Annotated in this window: 17 protein-coding genes and 1 tRNA gene; 11 read left to right on the top strand and 7 right to left on the bottom strand. The window is 69.8% G+C overall.

Features of this window, described 5'->3' with window-relative positions; all coding sequences use genetic code 11:
* Positions 1-401: 401 nt before the first annotated feature.
* On the top strand, positions 402-1,013 hold the full coding sequence (locus C3Y15_RS23880) for a septal ring lytic transglycosylase RlpA family protein (RefSeq protein ID WP_014722250.1): 612 nt from the start codon (positions 402-404) through the stop codon (positions 1,011-1,013).
* Between the two features lie 121 nt (positions 1,014-1,134).
* On the opposite strand, the gene rsmI is transcribed toward C3Y15_RS23880, so the two are convergent.
* Complete coding sequence (gene rsmI / locus C3Y15_RS23885; RefSeq protein WP_011882937.1) at positions 1,135-2,013, bottom strand: 16S rRNA (cytidine(1402)-2'-O)-methyltransferase; 879 nt, start codon at positions 2,011-2,013, stop codon at positions 1,135-1,137.
* Positions 2,014-2,059: 46 nt separating this feature from the next.
* On the opposite strand from rsmI, the gene C3Y15_RS23890 reads away from it, so the two are divergent.
* The 5 genes from C3Y15_RS23890 (at position 2,060) to C3Y15_RS23910 (ending at position 4,508) form a co-directional block, all read left to right on the top strand.
* The gene (locus C3Y15_RS23890) at positions 2,060-2,488 is read left to right on the top strand and encodes a YraN family protein (protein WP_011882938.1); all 429 of its coding nucleotides are present in this window, start codon (positions 2,060-2,062) and stop codon (positions 2,486-2,488) included.
* Positions 2,489-2,614: 126 nt separating this feature from the next.
* A complete protein-coding gene (locus C3Y15_RS23895; RefSeq protein WP_011882939.1) occupies positions 2,615-3,199 on the top strand; it encodes an SIS domain-containing protein in 585 nt (194 codons plus the stop codon).
* A gap of 17 nt (positions 3,200-3,216) precedes the next feature.
* Positions 3,217-4,014, top strand: coding sequence for a BON domain-containing protein (locus tag C3Y15_RS23900; protein WP_011882940.1), 798 nt, complete (start codon positions 3,217-3,219; stop codon positions 4,012-4,014).
* A complete protein-coding gene (locus C3Y15_RS23905; protein ID WP_011882941.1) occupies positions 4,011-4,367 on the top strand; it encodes a c-type cytochrome in 357 nt (118 codons plus the stop codon). Before C3Y15_RS23900 ends, C3Y15_RS23905 begins: the two co-directional genes overlap by 4 nt.
* 65 nt (positions 4,368-4,432) lie before the next feature.
* A tRNA-Ala gene (locus C3Y15_RS23910) sits at positions 4,433-4,508 on the top strand.
* A gap of 74 nt (positions 4,509-4,582) precedes the next feature.
* On the opposite strand, the gene C3Y15_RS23915 is transcribed toward C3Y15_RS23910, so the two are convergent.
* Together C3Y15_RS23915 and C3Y15_RS23920 are read right to left on the bottom strand one after the other, a co-directional pair.
* Complete coding sequence (locus C3Y15_RS23915; RefSeq protein WP_011882963.1) at positions 4,583-5,977, bottom strand: enolase C-terminal domain-like protein; 1,395 nt, start codon at positions 5,975-5,977, stop codon at positions 4,583-4,585.
* Positions 5,978-6,044: 67 nt separating this feature from the next.
* Positions 6,045-7,385 carry an MFS transporter gene (locus C3Y15_RS23920; RefSeq protein ID WP_011882964.1) on the bottom strand — a complete coding sequence of 447 codons (1,341 nt, stop codon included), beginning with the start codon at positions 7,383-7,385 and terminating at the stop codon, positions 6,045-6,047.
* A 249-nt stretch (positions 7,386-7,634) separates the two neighbouring features.
* Between C3Y15_RS23920 and C3Y15_RS23925 the strand changes: the two genes are divergently transcribed.
* Positions 7,635-8,264, top strand: coding sequence for a DUF2239 family protein (locus C3Y15_RS23925; RefSeq protein ID WP_011882965.1), 630 nt, complete (start codon positions 7,635-7,637; stop codon positions 8,262-8,264).
* Between the two features lie 16 nt (positions 8,265-8,280).
* The gene (locus tag C3Y15_RS23930) at positions 8,281-9,612 is read left to right on the top strand and encodes a carotenoid oxygenase family protein (RefSeq protein ID WP_045579417.1); all 1,332 of its coding nucleotides are present in this window, start codon (positions 8,281-8,283) and stop codon (positions 9,610-9,612) included.
* Positions 9,613-9,636: 24 nt separating this feature from the next.
* Here C3Y15_RS23930 and C3Y15_RS23935 read toward each other — a convergent pair whose 3' ends face one another.
* Genes C3Y15_RS23935 through C3Y15_RS23950 form a run of 4 tightly spaced genes read right to left on the bottom strand, consistent with a single transcriptional unit; the run spans position 9,637 to position 13,895 of the window.
* A complete protein-coding gene (locus C3Y15_RS23935; RefSeq protein WP_011882967.1) occupies positions 9,637-10,803 on the bottom strand; it encodes an ABC transporter permease in 1,167 nt (388 codons plus the stop codon).
* 4 nt (positions 10,804-10,807) lie between these two features.
* Positions 10,808-11,962 (bottom strand): ABC transporter permease, encoded by a 1,155-nt coding sequence (locus C3Y15_RS23940; RefSeq protein WP_011882968.1) that lies wholly within the window; start codon positions 11,960-11,962, stop codon positions 10,808-10,810.
* 18 nt (positions 11,963-11,980) lie between these two features.
* Positions 11,981-12,679, bottom strand: coding sequence for an ABC transporter ATP-binding protein (locus C3Y15_RS23945; protein WP_014722258.1), 699 nt, complete (start codon positions 12,677-12,679; stop codon positions 11,981-11,983).
* Positions 12,680-12,689: 10 nt separating this feature from the next.
* Positions 12,690-13,895: an efflux RND transporter periplasmic adaptor subunit gene (locus tag C3Y15_RS23950; protein ID WP_069246116.1), complete on the bottom strand. Its 1,206-nt coding sequence runs from the start codon at positions 13,893-13,895 to the stop codon at positions 12,690-12,692.
* 364 nt (positions 13,896-14,259) lie between these two features.
* On the opposite strand from C3Y15_RS23950, the gene C3Y15_RS23955 reads away from it, so the two are divergent.
* The 3 genes from C3Y15_RS23955 (at position 14,260) to C3Y15_RS23965 (ending at position 16,299) form a co-directional block, all read left to right on the top strand.
* Positions 14,260-14,493, top strand: coding sequence for a hypothetical protein (locus C3Y15_RS23955; RefSeq protein ID WP_014722260.1), 234 nt, complete (start codon positions 14,260-14,262; stop codon positions 14,491-14,493).
* A gap of 155 nt (positions 14,494-14,648) precedes the next feature.
* Positions 14,649-15,593, top strand: coding sequence for an NAD(P)-dependent oxidoreductase (locus C3Y15_RS23960; protein ID WP_224019990.1), 945 nt, complete (start codon positions 14,649-14,651; stop codon positions 15,591-15,593).
* A gap of 70 nt (positions 15,594-15,663) precedes the next feature.
* The gene (locus C3Y15_RS23965; RefSeq protein ID WP_011882973.1) at positions 15,664-16,299 is read left to right on the top strand and encodes a LysE family translocator; all 636 of its coding nucleotides are present in this window, start codon (positions 15,664-15,666) and stop codon (positions 16,297-16,299) included.
* Positions 16,300-16,674 lie beyond the last annotated feature (375 nt).

Below are 16,674 nucleotides of genomic sequence, written 5' to 3' on the forward strand. Positions count from 1 at the left end.
GTCAAGCATCGACCGCCGGGGAGTCCGGCGGTGTATCCAGCACCGACGTTCGGTGCTCACGTCTTGTCCGGCCGGGTGCTGCGCGCCCGTCTTGCGGCCTAGCTGCCGCGCCGCCGGATGAGGCCTGTGCCGCCGTTCCTGTGCGTTGGCCGTACGCGACGCACGCGAACGTGAGAGCCATGTTCGATGGCGGCATGTGGGGTCTGGTCAGGCTGCCGGGGACAGGTTGCGCCAGACGTGAAAACTAATCAGGACGGTTGCGGCAGAGACGAAAGCCGCGCCCATGCTAGCCGCCTGCTCGCATCCGAGCGGGGCGTGCCCGCATTTGCCGTCCGGGCCGCGTATCTGCGTTGTTCAGCAGCGTTGTATCGATGCGGCCCGAACCAGAAGGCGACACGTCGATGAATTTTCGATTTCCGACTCGATTCGGGACCATTGCTTTATTTTTTGCGCTGACGGGCTGTGCCGTGCCGTCCAGCCAGACCACCGGCAGCGCCAACCAGAAGGGTGCGGTCAACAAGACCGCTGCCGCCGCGAAGGCGGACGACGACAAGCAGCAACTGAATTTCGATTCCGCGCTGGCGTCGATGCCGGCCGCGGACAGCAAGGACGCGAAGAAGGCATCGCTCGCCGATGCCGAGCCGATCGACGGCGCCGACGTGTCCGAATTCCGTCAGACCGGCCGCGCGTCGTGGTATGGCCGCGATTTCCACGGCCGCCGCACCGCGAACGGCGAGCGCTTCAACATGAACGCGCTGACCGCTGCGCACCGGACGCTGCCGCTGTCTTCGTACATCAAGGTGACCAACGCGTCGACCGGCAAGTGGGTCGTCGTGAAGGTCAACGATCGCGGGCCGTTCAAGCGCGGCCGCGTGCTCGACCTGTCGTATGCCGCCGCGAAGATGATCGGCCTCGTGCATGCCGGCACGGGCCGCGTGAAGATCGAAGGGCTGTCGCCGCAGGAAGCGCGTGAGGCGCGCGACGAGATGTTCGCGTCGCTGTCGTCGAAGTAACGGGTCGCGCGGCATTTCGTCCGCGCGTCCAGCAGGTAGAAAGGGCTGCTTCCCCGCAGCCCTTTTTCGTTTCCGCGAGCCGGCCGGTCATGGCTTCCGGCCGTGCCCGCCGCCCGCCCCGTCAGCCTTCCTTCAACGCCAGCGCGCGTGCGTACAGCGTGTTGCGCGACGCGCCCGTCAGCGCGGCCGCCAGCTTCGCCGCGCTCTTGACCGGCACTTCTTCCAGCAACAGCTTGAGCAGCGCGTCGTGCGCGGTGTCGTCGGCTGCGCCGGCGTCGGACGGCGCGCCTTCGACGACCAGCACGAACTCGCCGCGCTGCCGGTTCGCATCGCCGTCGAGCCAGCTCTGTCCTTCGGCCAGGGTGCCCTCGAACAGCTGTTCATGTAGCTTGGTGAGCTCGCGCGCGATCAGCAACCGGCGTGCGGGGCCGAACGCGTCGGCGAGCGCCGCGACGGTTTCGGCGATCCGGTGCGGCGCTTCGTAGAACACCAGCGCGTACGGGTGCTGCACGAGCGCCTGCAGTGCGCTCGCGCGCTGCTTCGCCTTCGGCGGCAGGAAGCCCGCGAACGTGAACGCGCCGGCCCAGGCGCCGGCCACGCTCACCGCGGTCACGGCCGCGCTCGCGCCCGGTAGCGGAATCACCGCGAAGCCGGCCGCGCGCACCGCGTCGACGAGCCGCGCGCCAGGGTCCGAGATGCCCGGCGTGCCGGCGTCGGACACGTAGGCCACGCGCTCGCCGGCGCGCAGCAGCTCGACCACGCGCAGCGCGGCTTCGCGTTCGTTGTGCTCGTGCACGGCCAGGAGCGGCTTCGAGATGCCGTAGCGCGCGAGCAGCTGGCCGGTGTTGCGGGTGTCTTCGGCAGCGATGCGGTCGGCGAGGCCGAGCACGTGCAGCGCGCGCAGCGTGATGTCGGCGGCGTTGCCGATCGGCGTTGCGACCACGTAGAGCGCGGCGCTCGGATAGTGCTGGGTTTGCGCGAGTTCGAGGAGGGCAGTCATGGCAGGCAATGCGCGCAATCGCGGCGCAGGCGGAACAAGGTCGGCATTGTGCCACGCGGCGCCTGCCGCGCCTGCGGGTGGGCGCGATGCGCCGCGCGGCGGCGGCGAATTTTCGGGCGCGGTGCGATCCCGAGCCGTGGGCGCCAACTTCGAGCAACGTGCGCGGCAGTTCCTCGAGCGCCGCGGCCTCGCGTTCGTCGCGGCCAACGTGACGATCCGCGGCGGCGAGCTCGATCTCGTGATGCGCGCGTCCGACGGCATGCTGGTGTTCGTCGAAGTGCGCGCGCGGCGCAGTGCGCGGCATGGCGGCGCCGCGGCGAGCGTCGGCTGGCGCAAGCGCCGGCGCGTGATCGCCGCGGCGCTCGATTTCTGGGCGCGGCACGGCGCGGGCGCCGCGTGCCGATTCGACGTCGTCGCGTTCGAAGCCGGCCGCCTCGACTGGCTGCGCGACGCGTTTCGTGCCGACGATGCGTAACGCGAGCTGTGACGAGATGTAAAGAGTTCTTGCCGGACCCCCGGAGCCGGTGCCGGAGTGCGGTAAACTCGCCGCACCCATGACGTTGCGCGTGGCGTACCCTCGCGCTCAGTTCACCAGAAATCGATGTCAGTCGAACGTATTCAGCAACATTTCCGCGACAGCGCCGCGCTTCATGCCGAAGCCGCCGACGCGCTGTCGCTGCCGATCGCAGCGGCGGTCGACGCGATGTTCGCCGCGCTGGCGAACGGCAACAAGATCGTCGCGTGCGGCGACGGCCTGTCCGCGGCGGCCGCGCACTACCTCGCCGTGTCGCTCGTCGGCGGCTTCGAGCGCGAGCGGCCGGGCCTGCCCGCGATTGCGCTGGCCACCGATGCGTCGCAGGGCGGCCTGATGGCGGCAACGGCCGCCGACCAGCTGTTCGCGCAGCAGGTGCGTGTGCTCGGGCAGACCGGCGACATCCTGCTCGTGCTCGATGCCAGCGGCGCGTCGCCGCGCGTGCTGGCCGCGATCGACGAAGCGCACGAGCGCGAGATGACCGTCGTCGCGCTGACCGGCGGCAGCGGCCATGCGGTCGCGGCCGCATTGTCCGACACCGATATTGCGATCAGCGTGCCCGCCTCGCGTGCGGCGCGCGTCCACGAAGTCCATCTGCTGACCATCCACTGCCTGTGCGACGGCATCGACGCGATGCTGCTGGGTGAGGATTGAACGAAGGAGAGCCGTCGATGAATCAAAGTCGCGTCAAACAGACGCTCGTCAGAACCACGTTGCTCGCCGCGCTGACGGCGGGCCTCGCGATGTCGCTGCAGGGTTGCGTGCTCGGCGTGCTCGGTGCGGCGGCCGGCGGCGGCGCGCTGATCGCGACCGATCGTCGTACGCTCGGCGCGCAGACGGAAGATCGCGAGATCCAGGTCAAGGCGCTCACGCAGATCAACAACGGGCTGCCGGACCAGTCGCACGTGAACGTGACGGTGTTCAACCGCCGCGTGCTGCTGACGGGCGAGGTGCCGAACGACGCGTCGAAGCGGCGTGCCGAGGAAATCGTGCGCGGCATCAACAACGTGAGCGCGATCGTCAACGAGCTGTCGGTCGAGCCGGCGTCGTCGCTGTCGTCGCGTGCGAACGACTCGTACCTCGAAGGGCGCGTGAAGTCGGAGCTGATCGCGACGAAGGGTCTGTCGGCGAATTACTACAAGGTCGTCAGCGAGCGCGGCAACGTCTATCTGATGGGGCTCGTGACGGTCGACGAAGGCAACCGCGGCGCCGATGCGGCAAGCCAGGTGCCGGGCGTCGAGAAGGTCGTGAAGGTGTTCCAGTACATCCAGCCGCAGGACGCGCAGGCGCTGCAGGCCGCGTCGCCGAGCGGCGCGTCCGCCGCGCCGGCTACCGCTGCGCCGGCCGATGCCGCGACGGTCGGGGCGGTGCCCGACGCGTCGGTCCAGTCCACGCCGCTGCAACCGCCGGCGCCGATCTCGAATTCGACGAGCGTGCATCCGGGCAACCCGAAGGCGGCGCCGCAATGAAACGGACGCGGATCAGAATGAAGCAATGGGTGCGGCATGGCGCCGCGGTGGTGGCGCTGGCGGGTGCGTTCGGCACCGCGCACGCGGATGTCGGCGACGGGCTGAGGGTCGCGCGCAGCAACGCGTGCATGGGCTGCCACGCGGTCGATCGCAAGCTCGTCGGGCCGTCGTTCAAGGACATCGCGGCGCGCTACAAGGCCGACCCGCAAGCCGTTGCGAAGCTGTCGAAGAAGGTGAAGGACGGCGGCTCCGGCGCGTGGGGGGCGATCCCGATGCCCGCGCATCCGCGCATGAGCGATGCCGACCTGCGGTCGGTGGTCGACTGGGTGCTGGCGGGCGCGCCGTCGAAGTGACGCGTCGGGAGAATACAACCCCTATTGCCAAGCGCAGAAATGCGTGTGTATGATAGTCAGCTGTTGGGGCGGTAGCTCAGCTGGGAGAGCGTCGCGTTCGCAATGCGAAGGTCGGGAGTTCGATCCTCCTCCGCTCCACCAACAGATTTGAAAAGGGTTCGGTCGCAAGACCGAACCCTTTTTGCTTTCCCGCCTATCGTTTCCCGCCCGATCCCTCACCGCCCATAACTCGGCCGCTTCGGATCATACGTCCACCCCGGCACCAGATACCGCATCGCCATCGCGTCGTCGCGCGCGGTGCCGCCCACCTGCCGATACAACGCATGCGCGGCCTCCACCTGCGCCATGTCGAGCTCGATCCCGAGCCCCGGCCGCTCCGGCACGGCCACCTGGCCGCCGACGATTTCGAGCGGCTCGCGCGTGAGCCGCGCGTCGCCTTCCTGCCAGATCCAGTGCGTGTCGATCGCCGTGATCGTGCCCGGCGCCGCCGCGGCCGCATGCGTGAACATCGCGAGCGACACGTCGAAGTGGTTGTTCGAATGCGAACCCCACGTGAGCCCCCAGTCGCGACACAGCTGCGCGAGCCGCACCGAGCCCTGCATCGTCCAGAAGTGCGGGTCGGCGAGCGGAATGTCGACCGCCTGCAGCCGCACCGCATGATCCATCTGCCGCCAGTCGGTCGCGATCATGTTCGTCGCGGTCGGAATGCCGGTCGCGCGCCGGAACTCTGCCATCACCTCGCGCCCCGAGTAGCCCGCCTCCGGCCCGCACGGGTCCTCCGCATAAGCGAGCAGATCGCCTTGCCCGCGGCACAGCGCGACGGCCTCGTCGAGCGACCACGCACCGTTCGGATCGAGCGTCGCCCGCGCGTCGGGAAAGCGCGCCTTGATCGCCGCGATCGCCGCCATTTCGTCCGCACCGGCCATCACGCCGCCTTTCAGCTTGAAGTCGGCGAAGCCGTAGCGCGCGACCGCGGCTTCGGCCTGCTCCGCGATCGCGGCCGGCGTCAGCGCCGCTTCGTTGCGCAGCCGGAACCACGGGTCGGCGGCATGCGCCTCGTCGCGATACGGCAGGTCGGTGCGCCGCCGCTCGCCGATGTAGAACAGGTACGCGAGCATCGGCACCGCGTCGCGCTGCTGCCCCTCGCCGAGCAGCGCGGCCACCGGCACGTCGAGATGCTGGCCCAGCAGGTCGAGCAGCGCCGCCTCAATCGCGGTGATCACGTTGTCGAGCCGCAGATTGATTTCGTGCGGCTGGCGCAGCACCGCCGCTTCGCTCGCCGACGTCACCTCGTGCCGGATCGTGCGCCCGGCCGCCGCACCCGCGCCGGACAGCGCCGCGCGCACCGCGTTGAGCGTCGCCTGGTAACGGCCGATCGACTGGCCGACCACCACGTCGGTCATCCGTTCGAGCGCTTGACGGATGCCTTCGCCGCCGGGCACTTCGCCGACGCCCGTGTGGCCGCTGCTGTCGTCGAGGATCACGAGATTGCGCGTGAAATACGGCGCGTGCGCGCCGCACAGGTTCAGCAGCATGCTGTCGCGGCCGGCGACGGGAATCACCCGCATGCGCGTGACGCGCGGCGTGCCGGTGTGGCGGGCTTCGGACATCGGTTTGCTCCTGGTTCCGGTCATGCGCGAGCCGCCGGACGCACCGGCGCCGCCCGCGCCGTTCAGTTCATTTGAGCTCGACGCGGCGAATCTCGCCGACGACGAACAGATAGCAGATCACGGCGACGAGCGCGTGCGCGACGACATACACGAGCGCGCCGTTGAACGAGCCGCTGCGGTCGACGATATAGCCGATCGCGATCGGCGTCGTGATGCTGGAGAGATTGCCGCACGTGTTGAGCAGCGCGCCGCTCAGGCCGGCGATCTGGCGCGGCGCGGTGTCGGCGTTGACGGCCCAGCCGAGCGCGCCGAGCCCCTTGCCGAAGAACGACAGCGCCATGAACAGCACGACCAGCACGTGCGAGTCGGTGTAGTTGCAGACGATCATCGACATCGACAGCAGCATGCCGATCACGATCGGCACCTTGCGCGCGACCGACAGCGAGCGTCCCTGCTTGAGCAGCGCGTCGGACACGATGCCGCCCAGGATCCCGCCGAGGAACCCGCACACGGCCGGGATCGACGCGACGAGCCCCGCATTGAGGATCGACATCCCGCGCGCCTGCACGAGGTAGACGGGAAACCACGTGATGAAGAAATAGGTGAGCGCGTTGATGCAGTACTGCGCGACGTACACGCCGACGAGCATCCGGCTCCTCAGCAGCGCCTTCACGTGGTGCATCGACGGGCCGCCGTCGCGTGCGCCGGCCGCGCGGTCGATGTTGACGAGCGCGCCGCCTTCGGCGAGGTAGTCGAACTCCGCGCGGTTGATGCGCGGGTGCGCGCTCGGGTCGTACATCGTGCGGTTCCACACCAGCACGAACGCGAAGCCGAGCACGCCCATCACCGCGAACACCCACTGCCAGCCGAACGCGTGCACCAGCCAGCCCATCAGCGGCGCGAACACGACGGTCGCCGCGTACTGCGCGGCGTTGAAGATCGCCGATGCGGTGCCGCGTTCGGCGGCGGGGAACCACGTGGAGACGATCCGGCTGTTGGCCGGAAACGACGGCGCCTCGGCCGCGCCGACCAGGAAGCGCAGCGCGAACAGCAGCCCGAACGCGGCCGCGCCGCCGATGAAGCCGATACCACCCTGCAGCAGCGTGAACAGCGACCAGAAGAAGATGCTGAACGCATAGACGATGCGCGAGCCGAAGCGGTCGAGCAGCCAGCCGCCCGGCAACTGCGCGATCACGTACGACCAGCCGAACGCCGAGAAGATGAAGCCCATCTGCACGTGGCTCAGGTGCATCGCACGCGCGATGGCGGGGCCGGCGATCGCGATCGCCGCGCGGTCCGCGTAGTTGATTGTCGTGACCGCGAACAGCACGGCCAGCACGAGCCAGCGCACACGCGTGCGCTGGGCCGTTGCCGACGCGGACGCCGGCAATGCGTGAAGCGGATTCATATCTGTCTCCTCCGAGAGGCGGAACGTGCCGGGGCTACTGCGCGTCGAATGCGCGCTTCGTCATATGACGTCTGGCCATTCTGGCACGGGGGAATTCACGTTTTCATGCCAATTGCTGACTTGATTGATTCAGAACTTGAATCAATCGACAGAACCACGCGCATTCTTTTTTACCCGGATGATATTGACAGTCTGTTTATACCCGGATAAAAATAGCGGCATTCCAATTTCCACTGCAAGGCGGCCACGATGACGCTTTCCCTGTTCGTTCCTTCCTACACCGCGTTCGACGGTCATCGGCGCCTCGCCTCCGGGGCGCTGGAGACGGTCGCGCTGGCGGTCCGGCGCGCGGCCGACGACGCTGCGAGCGGCCCGATCGCGATCTTCGACGATGCGACCGGCCGCACGATCGATCTCGACCTGCGCGGCACGGCGGACGACGTCCGCGCGCGCTACGCAGCGGCGCCAGCCGAGGCGCGGGCAGCGTCCGAAGCCGGCGAGCCGGGCGCGGGCGAACAACGCGGCCGCGGCCGGCCGAAGCTCGGCGTGGTGTCGCGCGAGGTCACGCTGCTGCCGCGTCACTGGGACTGGCTGGCCGCGCAGCCGGGCGGCGCGTCGGTGGCGCTGCGCAAGCTGGTCGAGGACGCGCGGCGCACCCATGCGGCGGCCGATCGGCGGCGCGATGCGCAGGCGCGCGCGTACCACTTCATGTCGGCGCTCGCGGGCGATCTGCCGGGCTTCGAGGAGGCCGTGCGCGCGCTGTACGCGAACGATCTCGCGCGGATGGGCGAACTGATCGCCGGCTGGCCGGCCGATGTGAGCGCTCATGCGCTCGCGCTGGCGCGCGGCGATCTGCCGCCGTCGGCCGACGAAGGCTGAACCGGGGCACCATACGATGCCGACTTTCGACCTGAACCGCGGCGCGCTCGCGCCGGTGGCCGACGAAGCCGATCTCGTCGACCTGCGCGTGACCGGCGCGATCCCGCCCGAACTCGACGGCACGTTGCTGCGCAACGGCCCCAATCCGCCCGCAGGCCGTTTCGAAGGCAACGACGTGCTGTCGTGGTGGCCGGAAGCGGCGATGCTGCACGCGATCTCGTTCGAGCGCGGCCGTGCGACCGGCTACCGCAACCGCTGGCTGCGCACGCAGCGCTGGGCGCGCGTGCATGCGCCCGAGCAGGCGCCGCATCTGCCCGACGCCAATCCGAACGTCAGCGTGCTGCGTCATGCGGGCGAACTGCTCGCACTGGCCGAAGGCGGTGCGCCGCTCGCGATCACGGCCGCACTCGACACGTTGGGCGAGCCGGCCCGGCACGCGGGGTTGGGCGGCGCGATGACCGCGCATCCGAAGCTCGATCCGGTGACGGGCGAGCTGATCCTGTTCCGCGCGGACTGGCGCGAACCGTGGCTGCGTTACGGCGTCGCGGACGCGTACGGCGTGCAGCGCGTCGACATGGTCGTCGACGTGCGCGCGCCATCGATGATGCACGATCTCGCGATCACCGAAACCCGCAGCCTGCTGCTCGACCTGAACGTCGGCTACGACTTCGCGATGCTGAAGCAGGGCCACCGGATGCCGCTGCGCTGGCACGACGAGCGCGACGCGCGGATCGGCGTGCTGCCGCGCCACGGCGGCGACGTGCGCTGGTTCGGCATCGAGCCGTGCTTCATCCAGCACGTCGTGAACGCGTACGACTGCGATCCGTCGTGCATCGTGCTCGATGTGGTGCGCTATCCGTGGTTCCTGCGGCTCGACGCGCGCACCGGCCGCTTTGCGGACAATCCGGTCGGCGAGCTGTGGCGCTACGTGATCGATACCGCGAACGGGCTGATCGACGAAGGGCCGCTCGCCGACGGCGGCATCGAGCTGCCGCGCATCGACGAAAGCCGCACGGGGCGCAGCTACCGCTATCTGTATGCGGCCGAGCAGCCCGACAGCGCCGAGATGCGCGGCGTCGTGCGCTACGACCACGTGCGCGGCACGAGCACGCGTTACGCGCTGCCGGTGGGCGACCAGAACGGCGAGCCGGTGTTCGTGCCGCGTCCGGGCCGCAGCGCCGAGGACGACGGCTGGCTGCTGGTCGTGGTCTACCGCGCGGCGACCGACACGAGCGACGTCGTGATTCTCGATGCGAGCGCGATCGACGCGCTGCCGGTCGCGACCGTCCACCTGCCGCGCCGCGTGCCGGCCGGATTCCACGGCGCATGGCTGCCGCGCGAGCGTTGAAGCGTGACGCCGCAGGCGCGCGCGTCACTGCGCGCGCAGCGCGTCGACGATGCTCATCCGCGCGGCGCGCAGCGCCGGCAGCAGCCCGCCGACGAGCCCCATCACCAGCGAGAACGACAGCGTCTTCACGACGATCGCGGGCGTCAGCACGAAGCGGAACGACAGGTCGGAGAAGGTCTGGAAGTTGGTGGTCGAGAACGACGCGAAGCCCATCAGCGACGCGCACGCGAGCCCCGCGACGCCGCCCGCGAAGCCCAGCAGCAGCGCCTCGAGCAGGAACGCGGCGAGCACGTTGACGCGCTTGAAGCCGAGCGCGCGCAGCGTGCCGATCTCGGCGGTGCGGTTCGCGACCGACGCGTACATCGTGATCATCGCGCCGATCATCGCGGCGATCGAGAAGATCGTCGACAGCGTGACGCCGAGGATGTTGATGAACGTCGACAGCGCCTTCGACTGGTCGCCGTAGAAGGTCTGCTCGCGCTTCGCTTCGTCGGTGAGGCGCGGGTCGACGTCGATGTCGGCCTTGAAGCGCGCGAAGCCGTCGGCGCTCGCGATGCGCAGCACCATCGACGAATAGCTGGTGCGCCGGAACGACTGCATCAGCTGATCGACGTCGCCCCAGATCTCGGAGTCGAAGCCGCTGCCGCCCGCGTCGAAGATGCCGACGACGGTCCAGTCGCGCTGCGCGAAATGCAGGCGGTCGCCGAGCTGCGCGCCGCTGAAGCCGTTCGCGATCGCGCTGCCGACGACGATCTCCGACGAACCCGGCGCGAACGCGCGGCCGGCCACCAGCTTCACGCGCGGACGCAGCATGAGGCCGGCCGGCGACACCCCGCGAATCACGACGTTCGACGGCTTGCCGGTCGACGCCTTCACGAGCGAGATCAGCACGACCGCTTCCTTCGACACCAGCGGCCGTCCGTCGGGGCCGAGCGCGACGGCCGGATGCATTTCGAGCGCATTCGCCTGCTGGTGATCGATCGCGCTCTGGATCTCGGTCTCCGCGCCCTTGCGGATCACGACGACGTTGTCCGGTTCGCCGGTCGACACGAGCGTCTGCGTGAGCCCCGCGTCGAGCATCTGCACCGTCGCGAACACGAAGATCACGAGCGCCATCCCGCCGGCCGTCAGCGCGGTGGTGAGGCGCCGGGTCCACAGGTTGCGCGCGATGTAGGTGAGCGGGATCGCCATGCGCCTACCCGATCGCCCGCAGGCCTTCGACCACGCGCACGCGCGCGGCCTGCCATGCCGGCACGAGCGCGGCTGCGACGCCGACCGCGACCGAGCACGCGGCCTGCAGCGCCATCGTCGCGGCCGACACCTTGAACACCGGGAAGATGCCGCCGGCGGCGTGCTTGAACAGGGTCGCGGCCGGCGGCGTCGCCAGCATGCCGAGCGCGCCGCCTGCCGTGGCGATCACGACCGATTCGCCGAACACGAGCGCCGCGATGAAGCCCGGGCCGAAGCCGAGCGCCTTCAACGTCGCGTATTCGGCGGTGCGCTCGCGCGCGCTCATCGCCATCGCGTTCGCCATCACGGCCATGATGATCAGGATCACGACGAACGACACGATGCGGATCGCTGCGATGATCTGGTTCGACATCGCGACGAAGCCGAGCTGGAACGCCTGCTCGGTCTCGGTCAGCGTCTCGGCGAGCGAGTTCCTGAACACTGCGTCGACGTCGCGCGCGATCGCCGCACCGGCGTCCGGGCGCGCGACGCCGAGCACGAACACGCCGACCTGGTCGGCCTGTCTGGGCGTGCGCTTGCGCACCGTCTCGTTCAGGTAGTCCCAGTGGAACACCAGCTGGCGCGTGATCGTCGAATCGTCGCGGCCGTCGAGAATGCCGCGCACGACGAAATCCCACGTGCCGGGGTAGATGGTGCCCTTCAGCGGAATCACGTCGCCGACCTTGAAGCCGAACTGCGTCGCGAGCTGCCGGCCGACCAGGCAGCCGCGCCGGTCGCGGTCGTAATCGGCGCGCTGCTGCGCCGGCAGCAGGTACTCCGGGTACAGGTCGAGATAGTTGTCCGACACCGCGAAGCTCGCGAAGAAGTTCTTCGGGTCGCGATACACGCCGCCGAACCAGTTCGAGCGCACCACGGCGGTCACGCCGTCGACGCCGCGTATCCGGTTCTCGTAGCTGACCGGTAGCGGGAACACGAGCGAGATCGCGTTGCGCGTGACGAGCCGTCCGCTCGACGCGGCGGCCGCGCCGGCGTACCACGCGTCGACGACGGTGTGCAGCAGCCCGAACGCGAGCACGGCGATGGTCAGCCCGAGCACGGTCAGCAGCGTGCGCAGCCGGTGCCGCAGCGCGTTGCGCGCGATCAGCTTGAATACGAACATGTCGCGCGCTCGCGTGGGTCAGGCCGCGTGCCCATCGATCAGCTCCCCTTTTTCCAGATGCACGAGCGCGCGCGCGGCGCGGGCCGCCTGCGCGTCGTGGGTCACCATGATGATGGTCTTGCCGAGCTCGGCGTTCATCCGCTGCAGCATCGCGAGCACGTCGGTGGCCGAGGCGCGGTCGAGGTCGCCGGTCGGCTCGTCGGCGACGATCAGCACCGGATCGGTGATCAGCGCGCGGGCGATCGCGACGCGCTGCTGCTGGCCGCCCGACAGTTCGGACGGGTAGTGGCTCATCCGGTCGCCGAGATTGACCATGTCGAGCACCAGCTCGACGCGCTCGCGCCGTTCGCGGCGCGACAGGGTGGTGAGCATCAGCGGCAGCTCGACGTTCTCGAACGCGGTGAGCACCGGCATCAGGTTGTAGAACTGGAAGATGAAGCCGACGTTCGCCGCGCGCCATTCGGCCAGTTGCGCTTCTTCCAGGCGCGTGATGTCGAGGCCGCCCACGCGCAGCTCGCCGCTGTCGGGCCGGTCGATGCCGGCGACGAGATTGAGCAGCGTGCTCTTGCCGGAGCCGGACGGCCCCATCAGCGCGACGAAGTCGCCTGCGGCGATGTCGAGCGTGATGTCGGTCAACACCGGCACGACCTGATTGCCGCGCCGGTACGACTTCGCGACGTGGCGGATCTCGACGAGCGGCGGCGATGCGTCGTTCACGTGCGCCACGCTATTTCTTCGCGACGGTCACGTGCGCGCCGTCCTTCAGTTGCGCCTCCGGCGCGAGCACGACGGTGTCGCCGGGCTTCACGCCGCCGATCGCGACGAGCTCGCCGATCCGCGCGCCGCGCGTCACCGCGCGCGCATGCACGGTGTCGTCCTGCACGACGAACACGACCGGCCGGCCGTCACGCTCGACCACGGCGCTCGCCTGCACGGCCGTCACCGGCTGGCGGTCCTGCGGCGTCGCGGGCTTCGACAGGAACGCGATCTTCGCGCTCATGTCGGGCAGCACGCGCGCGTCGCGGTCGACGAAGCGCACTTTCACGAGCACGGTCGCCTTCGAGCGGTCGACGGTCGGCACGATGCGCGACACGCGGCCCGCGAAGCGCATGTCGGGCAGCGCGTCGAGCTGGATCTCGCACGGCTGCTCCGAGCGGATCTTCGCGATGTTCGACTCGGCGACGTCGGCCTCGACTTCGAGCGTGTCCATGTCGGCGATCGTCACGACCGCGCCCTTGCTGTCCGACGCGGACGAGAACGGCGTGATGTTGTCGCCGACGTTCGCGTGCTTCGCGAGGACGATCCCGTCGAACGGGGCGCGGATCACCGTCTGGTCGACGGCCACCTGCGCGGCCTGCGCGTTCGCTTCGGCCGACGCGATCGCAGACTGATCGCTGCCGAGCGTCGCGCGTGCCTTGTTCACGCGCGCCGTGTCGATGTCGAGCTGCGCGGCGGGCACGGCGCCCTTCGGCGCAAGCACGGCGGTGCGCCGCAGCGCGATTTCGGCGTCCTTCAACTCGGCCTGCGCGACGCCGAGATTGGCGCGCGACACCAGCACCTGCGCGCGCGCCTGCGCGAGCGAGGCTTCGACGTCGCGGCTCTCGAGGCGCGCGATGATGTCGCCCTTCTTCACCCGCGTGCCTTCGAGCACGCCGAGCCATTCGACGCGGCCCTGGCCCTTCGACGCGACCGCGGCCTTGCGCTGCGGCACGACGTAGCCGGTCGCGTTGAGCTGCGTGTCGTTCTGGTACGGGTAGGCGGTCGTGACGGACGTCGTGTCGACCGTGGGCCGGCTGGTCAGCACGAGCGCCGCCGCAATCGCCGCGGCAACGAGCGCGGCGGCCGCCGCGTAGCGGACCCAGCGGCGCCGGCGCGGCGCGGGTGCGAGCGGACGCCGGTCGATTTTCAGTTTGTCCAGATTGTGTTCGGGCAATTGGGTCGCCTCGCGACGGCGGCGGTCTCCGGTCTCGCGACGGGCCGCGCGCCGTTCAGTCGGAAGGAGGCCAGTATAGCGTCGCCGCGACGGGCGGAAGGGGCGGTTCGGCGCGTGCGGGGGCGGCGCCGCCGCGGCCCTGCGTCGCAGTGCTCGGTGGAAACCCGGAGGATGCAAGCTGCGTGTCAACTGGCCGCGCCGGCGGTGCGTTATGGAGCCAGTGCGTCAGTATTTGCCGTGACGGAAAGGCCAACGCCGCTCCGCCCGGCCGCGACCGGCAACCCCGGCGCGACTGATGTTCCGATGCGGATGCCTCGCATCTCTTACCGGTACGTTTGACTTTTTCTCCGCTAAAGGAAGAACAATGAAGAAGACGCTCGCTTCGATCATGACCGCAGCATTCGCTCTCGCATCGGTTTCGGCATTCGCACAGGCGTCGGCGCCGGCCGCCGACACGTCGGCTGCCGCATCGGCACCGGCCAAGAAGGATCACAGCAAGCCGAAGCACCAGCTGAAGCACCACGGCTCGAAGAAGGGCCAGGCGAAGGCCGCAGCAGCATCGGCCGCCGGCACGAACGACGCAGGCTCGCAGAACTAAGCACGCTTCGCCGCGGCCGGCGCGACCGGCCGCCCCGTCGCAAGACCCCGCACGCTTTCCGGCATGCGGGGTTTTGTTTTTTCGGGCGTTCGACGCCTCCGAGCCTCGGAACCCGATGCGCCCGCCGAGTCGATGCGGTCGGCATCGCACCGCGCATGGCCGGCCGCAGGCGCTGCAGACTGCCGGCATCTGTGTTTAACTCGCCGCTTCACGGGTCGAAGGAGCGGGAAATGGATCTTGGATTTATCGGGCTGGGCGAAATGGGGCAGGCGATCGCGACGAACCTGCTGAAGGCCGGGCATACCGTGCGCGTGTGGAACCGTTCGCGCGAGCGCGCGGAGCCGCTGGCGGCGCTCGGCGCGCAGATCGTCGCGACCCCGGCCGACGCGTTTCGCGGCGACGCGGTGTTCTCGATGCTCGCCGACGATGCCGCCGCGCGCGACGTGTTCGACGACGCGCTGCTTGCGCAGGCGCCGCGCGGCCTGATCCACGTGAACATGGCGACGGTGTCGGTCGCGCTCGCCGAGTCGCTCGCGCACGCGCATGCGTCGCGCGGCCTCGACTATGTCGCCGCGCCGGTGATGGGGCGCCCGGACGTCGCGGCCGCCGCGCGGCTGACGATCATGGCCGGCGGCCCGGCCGAGGCGATCGACCGCGTGCAGCCGCTGTTCGACGCGATCGGCCAGAAGACCTGGCGGTTCGGCTCTCTGCCGCAGCACGCGAACATCGCGAAGATCGCGGCGAACTTCACGCTCGCGTCGGCGATCGAGACGCTCGGCGAGGCGTCCGCGCTGCTGGGCGCGCATGGCGTCGCGATGCGCGATTTCCTCGACGTGATCACGAGCAGCGTGTTTCCGGGGCCGGTCTATGCGGGCTACGGCGGGATGATCGCCGAGCGCAGCTACGAACCGGCGCGCTTCAAGGCGCGGCTCGGGCTGAAGGACGTCCGGCTCGCGCTGCAGGCCGGCGACGCGGCGTCGGTGCCGCTGCCGGTGGCGAGCGTCGTGCGCGACAGCCTGCTCGATGCGCTCGCGCACGGCGGCGGCGACCAGGACTTCGCGGTGCTCGGCGAAGTCGCACTGCGCCGCGCGGGCCGCTGAGCCGGCGCGGGACAGAAGCGCCGCGCACGCGGCATAATCGTCGTTTCGTTGCTCTATCGCTGAGGCGCGCATGAACCTGCATACGTGGTGGCTTTTCGTGGCGACGGTGTTCGTCGTGTCGGCGATTCCCGGTCCGAACATGCTGCTCGTGATGACCCACGGCGCACGCCACGGGCTGCGCCGCTCGGCGGCGACGATGGCCGGCTGTCTCAGTGCGCTGGTGCTGATGCTGGCCGTCTCCGCGGCCGGGCTCGGCGCGGTGCTGCAGGCGTGGCCGGCGATGTTCAATGCGCTGCGCTTCGCGGGCGCCGCCTATCTGATCTATCTGGGCGTGAAGGCCTGGCGCGCACGGGTCGACGACGCGCCGGCCGCCGACCTCGCCGCGCCCGCGCCGGGCGCATCGGCGTCGTCGTGGGCGCTGTTTCGCAACGGCTTCCTGGTCGCGGGCAGCAACCCGAAGGCGATCCTGTTCGCCGCCGCGCTGCTGCCGCAGTTCATCAACGCGGCCGAGCCGACGCTGCCGCAATTCGGCATCCTCGTCGTCACGTTCGCGGCGATCGAGGTCAGCTGGTATCTGGTCTACGCGTCGTTCGGCACGCGCATCGGCGCGACGCTGAAGAGCCAGAGCGTCGCGCGCGTCTTCAACCGGTTGACCGGCGGGCTGTTCGTCGGCTTCGGCGCGATGATGGCGCTGGTCCGTCACTGAACGCCGCCGGCGCGGCCGGCCGCACGCCCCGCACCTCGTCCGAGGGCGGGGCGTTTTCACGTTGGGCGTGGGCAGCCGCTGTCACGCGTGCGGTGTCGCCGCGGTATCGGCACGGCCGCACGCTTCGCACCTTGTCGTAGGGCGGGGCGTTTTCACGTCAGGGCATGGGGCATGTGCTGTCGCGCGTGTGGCGTCGCGGTGGCATCGGTCGGCCTTACACCCCGCATCTTGTCGTAGGGCGGGGCGCTTCCACGTCGGCGCGTGCGCATGCGCCGTCACGCGCCCGGTGTCGCCGCGGTATCGGCACGGCGCCCGGCCGACAAGCCGAATACGGTGGCTGCGCCCGCGAACCCGAACCCCACGCCACACACGGCG

The organism is Burkholderia sp. B10, assembly GCF_004368385.1.
GTDB lineage: Bacteria > Pseudomonadota > Gammaproteobacteria > Burkholderiales > Burkholderiaceae > Burkholderia > Burkholderia vietnamiensis.

Bases quoted from the DNA above. Each gene is read 5' to 3' on its own strand.
- C3Y15_RS23880 (WP_014722250.1), top strand. From the start codon at position 402: ATGAATTTTCGATTTCCGACTCGATTCGGGACCATTGCTTTATTTTTT.
- rsmI (WP_011882937.1), bottom strand. From the start codon at position 2,013: ATGACTGCCCTCCTCGAACTCGCGCAAACCCAGCACTATCCGAGCGCC.
- C3Y15_RS23895 (WP_011882939.1), top strand. From the start codon at position 2,615: ATGTCAGTCGAACGTATTCAGCAACATTTCCGCGACAGCGCCGCGCTT.
- C3Y15_RS23900 (WP_011882940.1), top strand. From the start codon at position 3,217: ATGAATCAAAGTCGCGTCAAACAGACGCTCGTCAGAACCACGTTGCTC.
- C3Y15_RS23905 (WP_011882941.1), top strand. From the start codon at position 4,011: ATGAAACGGACGCGGATCAGAATGAAGCAATGGGTGCGGCATGGCGCC.
- C3Y15_RS23915 (WP_011882963.1), bottom strand. From the start codon at position 5,977: ATGTCCGAAGCCCGCCACACCGGCACGCCGCGCGTCACGCGCATGCGG.
- C3Y15_RS23920 (WP_011882964.1), bottom strand. From the start codon at position 7,385: ATGAATCCGCTTCACGCATTGCCGGCGTCCGCGTCGGCAACGGCCCAG.
- C3Y15_RS23925 (WP_011882965.1), top strand. From the start codon at position 7,635: ATGACGCTTTCCCTGTTCGTTCCTTCCTACACCGCGTTCGACGGTCAT.
- C3Y15_RS23930 (WP_045579417.1), top strand. From the start codon at position 8,281: ATGCCGACTTTCGACCTGAACCGCGGCGCGCTCGCGCCGGTGGCCGAC.
- C3Y15_RS23935 (WP_011882967.1), bottom strand. From the start codon at position 10,803: ATGGCGATCCCGCTCACCTACATCGCGCGCAACCTGTGGACCCGGCGC.
- C3Y15_RS23940 (WP_011882968.1), bottom strand. From the start codon at position 11,962: ATGTTCGTATTCAAGCTGATCGCGCGCAACGCGCTGCGGCACCGGCTG.
- C3Y15_RS23955 (WP_014722260.1), top strand. From the start codon at position 14,260: ATGAAGAAGACGCTCGCTTCGATCATGACCGCAGCATTCGCTCTCGCA.
- C3Y15_RS23960 (WP_224019990.1), top strand. From the start codon at position 14,649: ATGGCCGGCCGCAGGCGCTGCAGACTGCCGGCATCTGTGTTTAACTCG.
- C3Y15_RS23965 (WP_011882973.1), top strand. From the start codon at position 15,664: ATGAACCTGCATACGTGGTGGCTTTTCGTGGCGACGGTGTTCGTCGTG.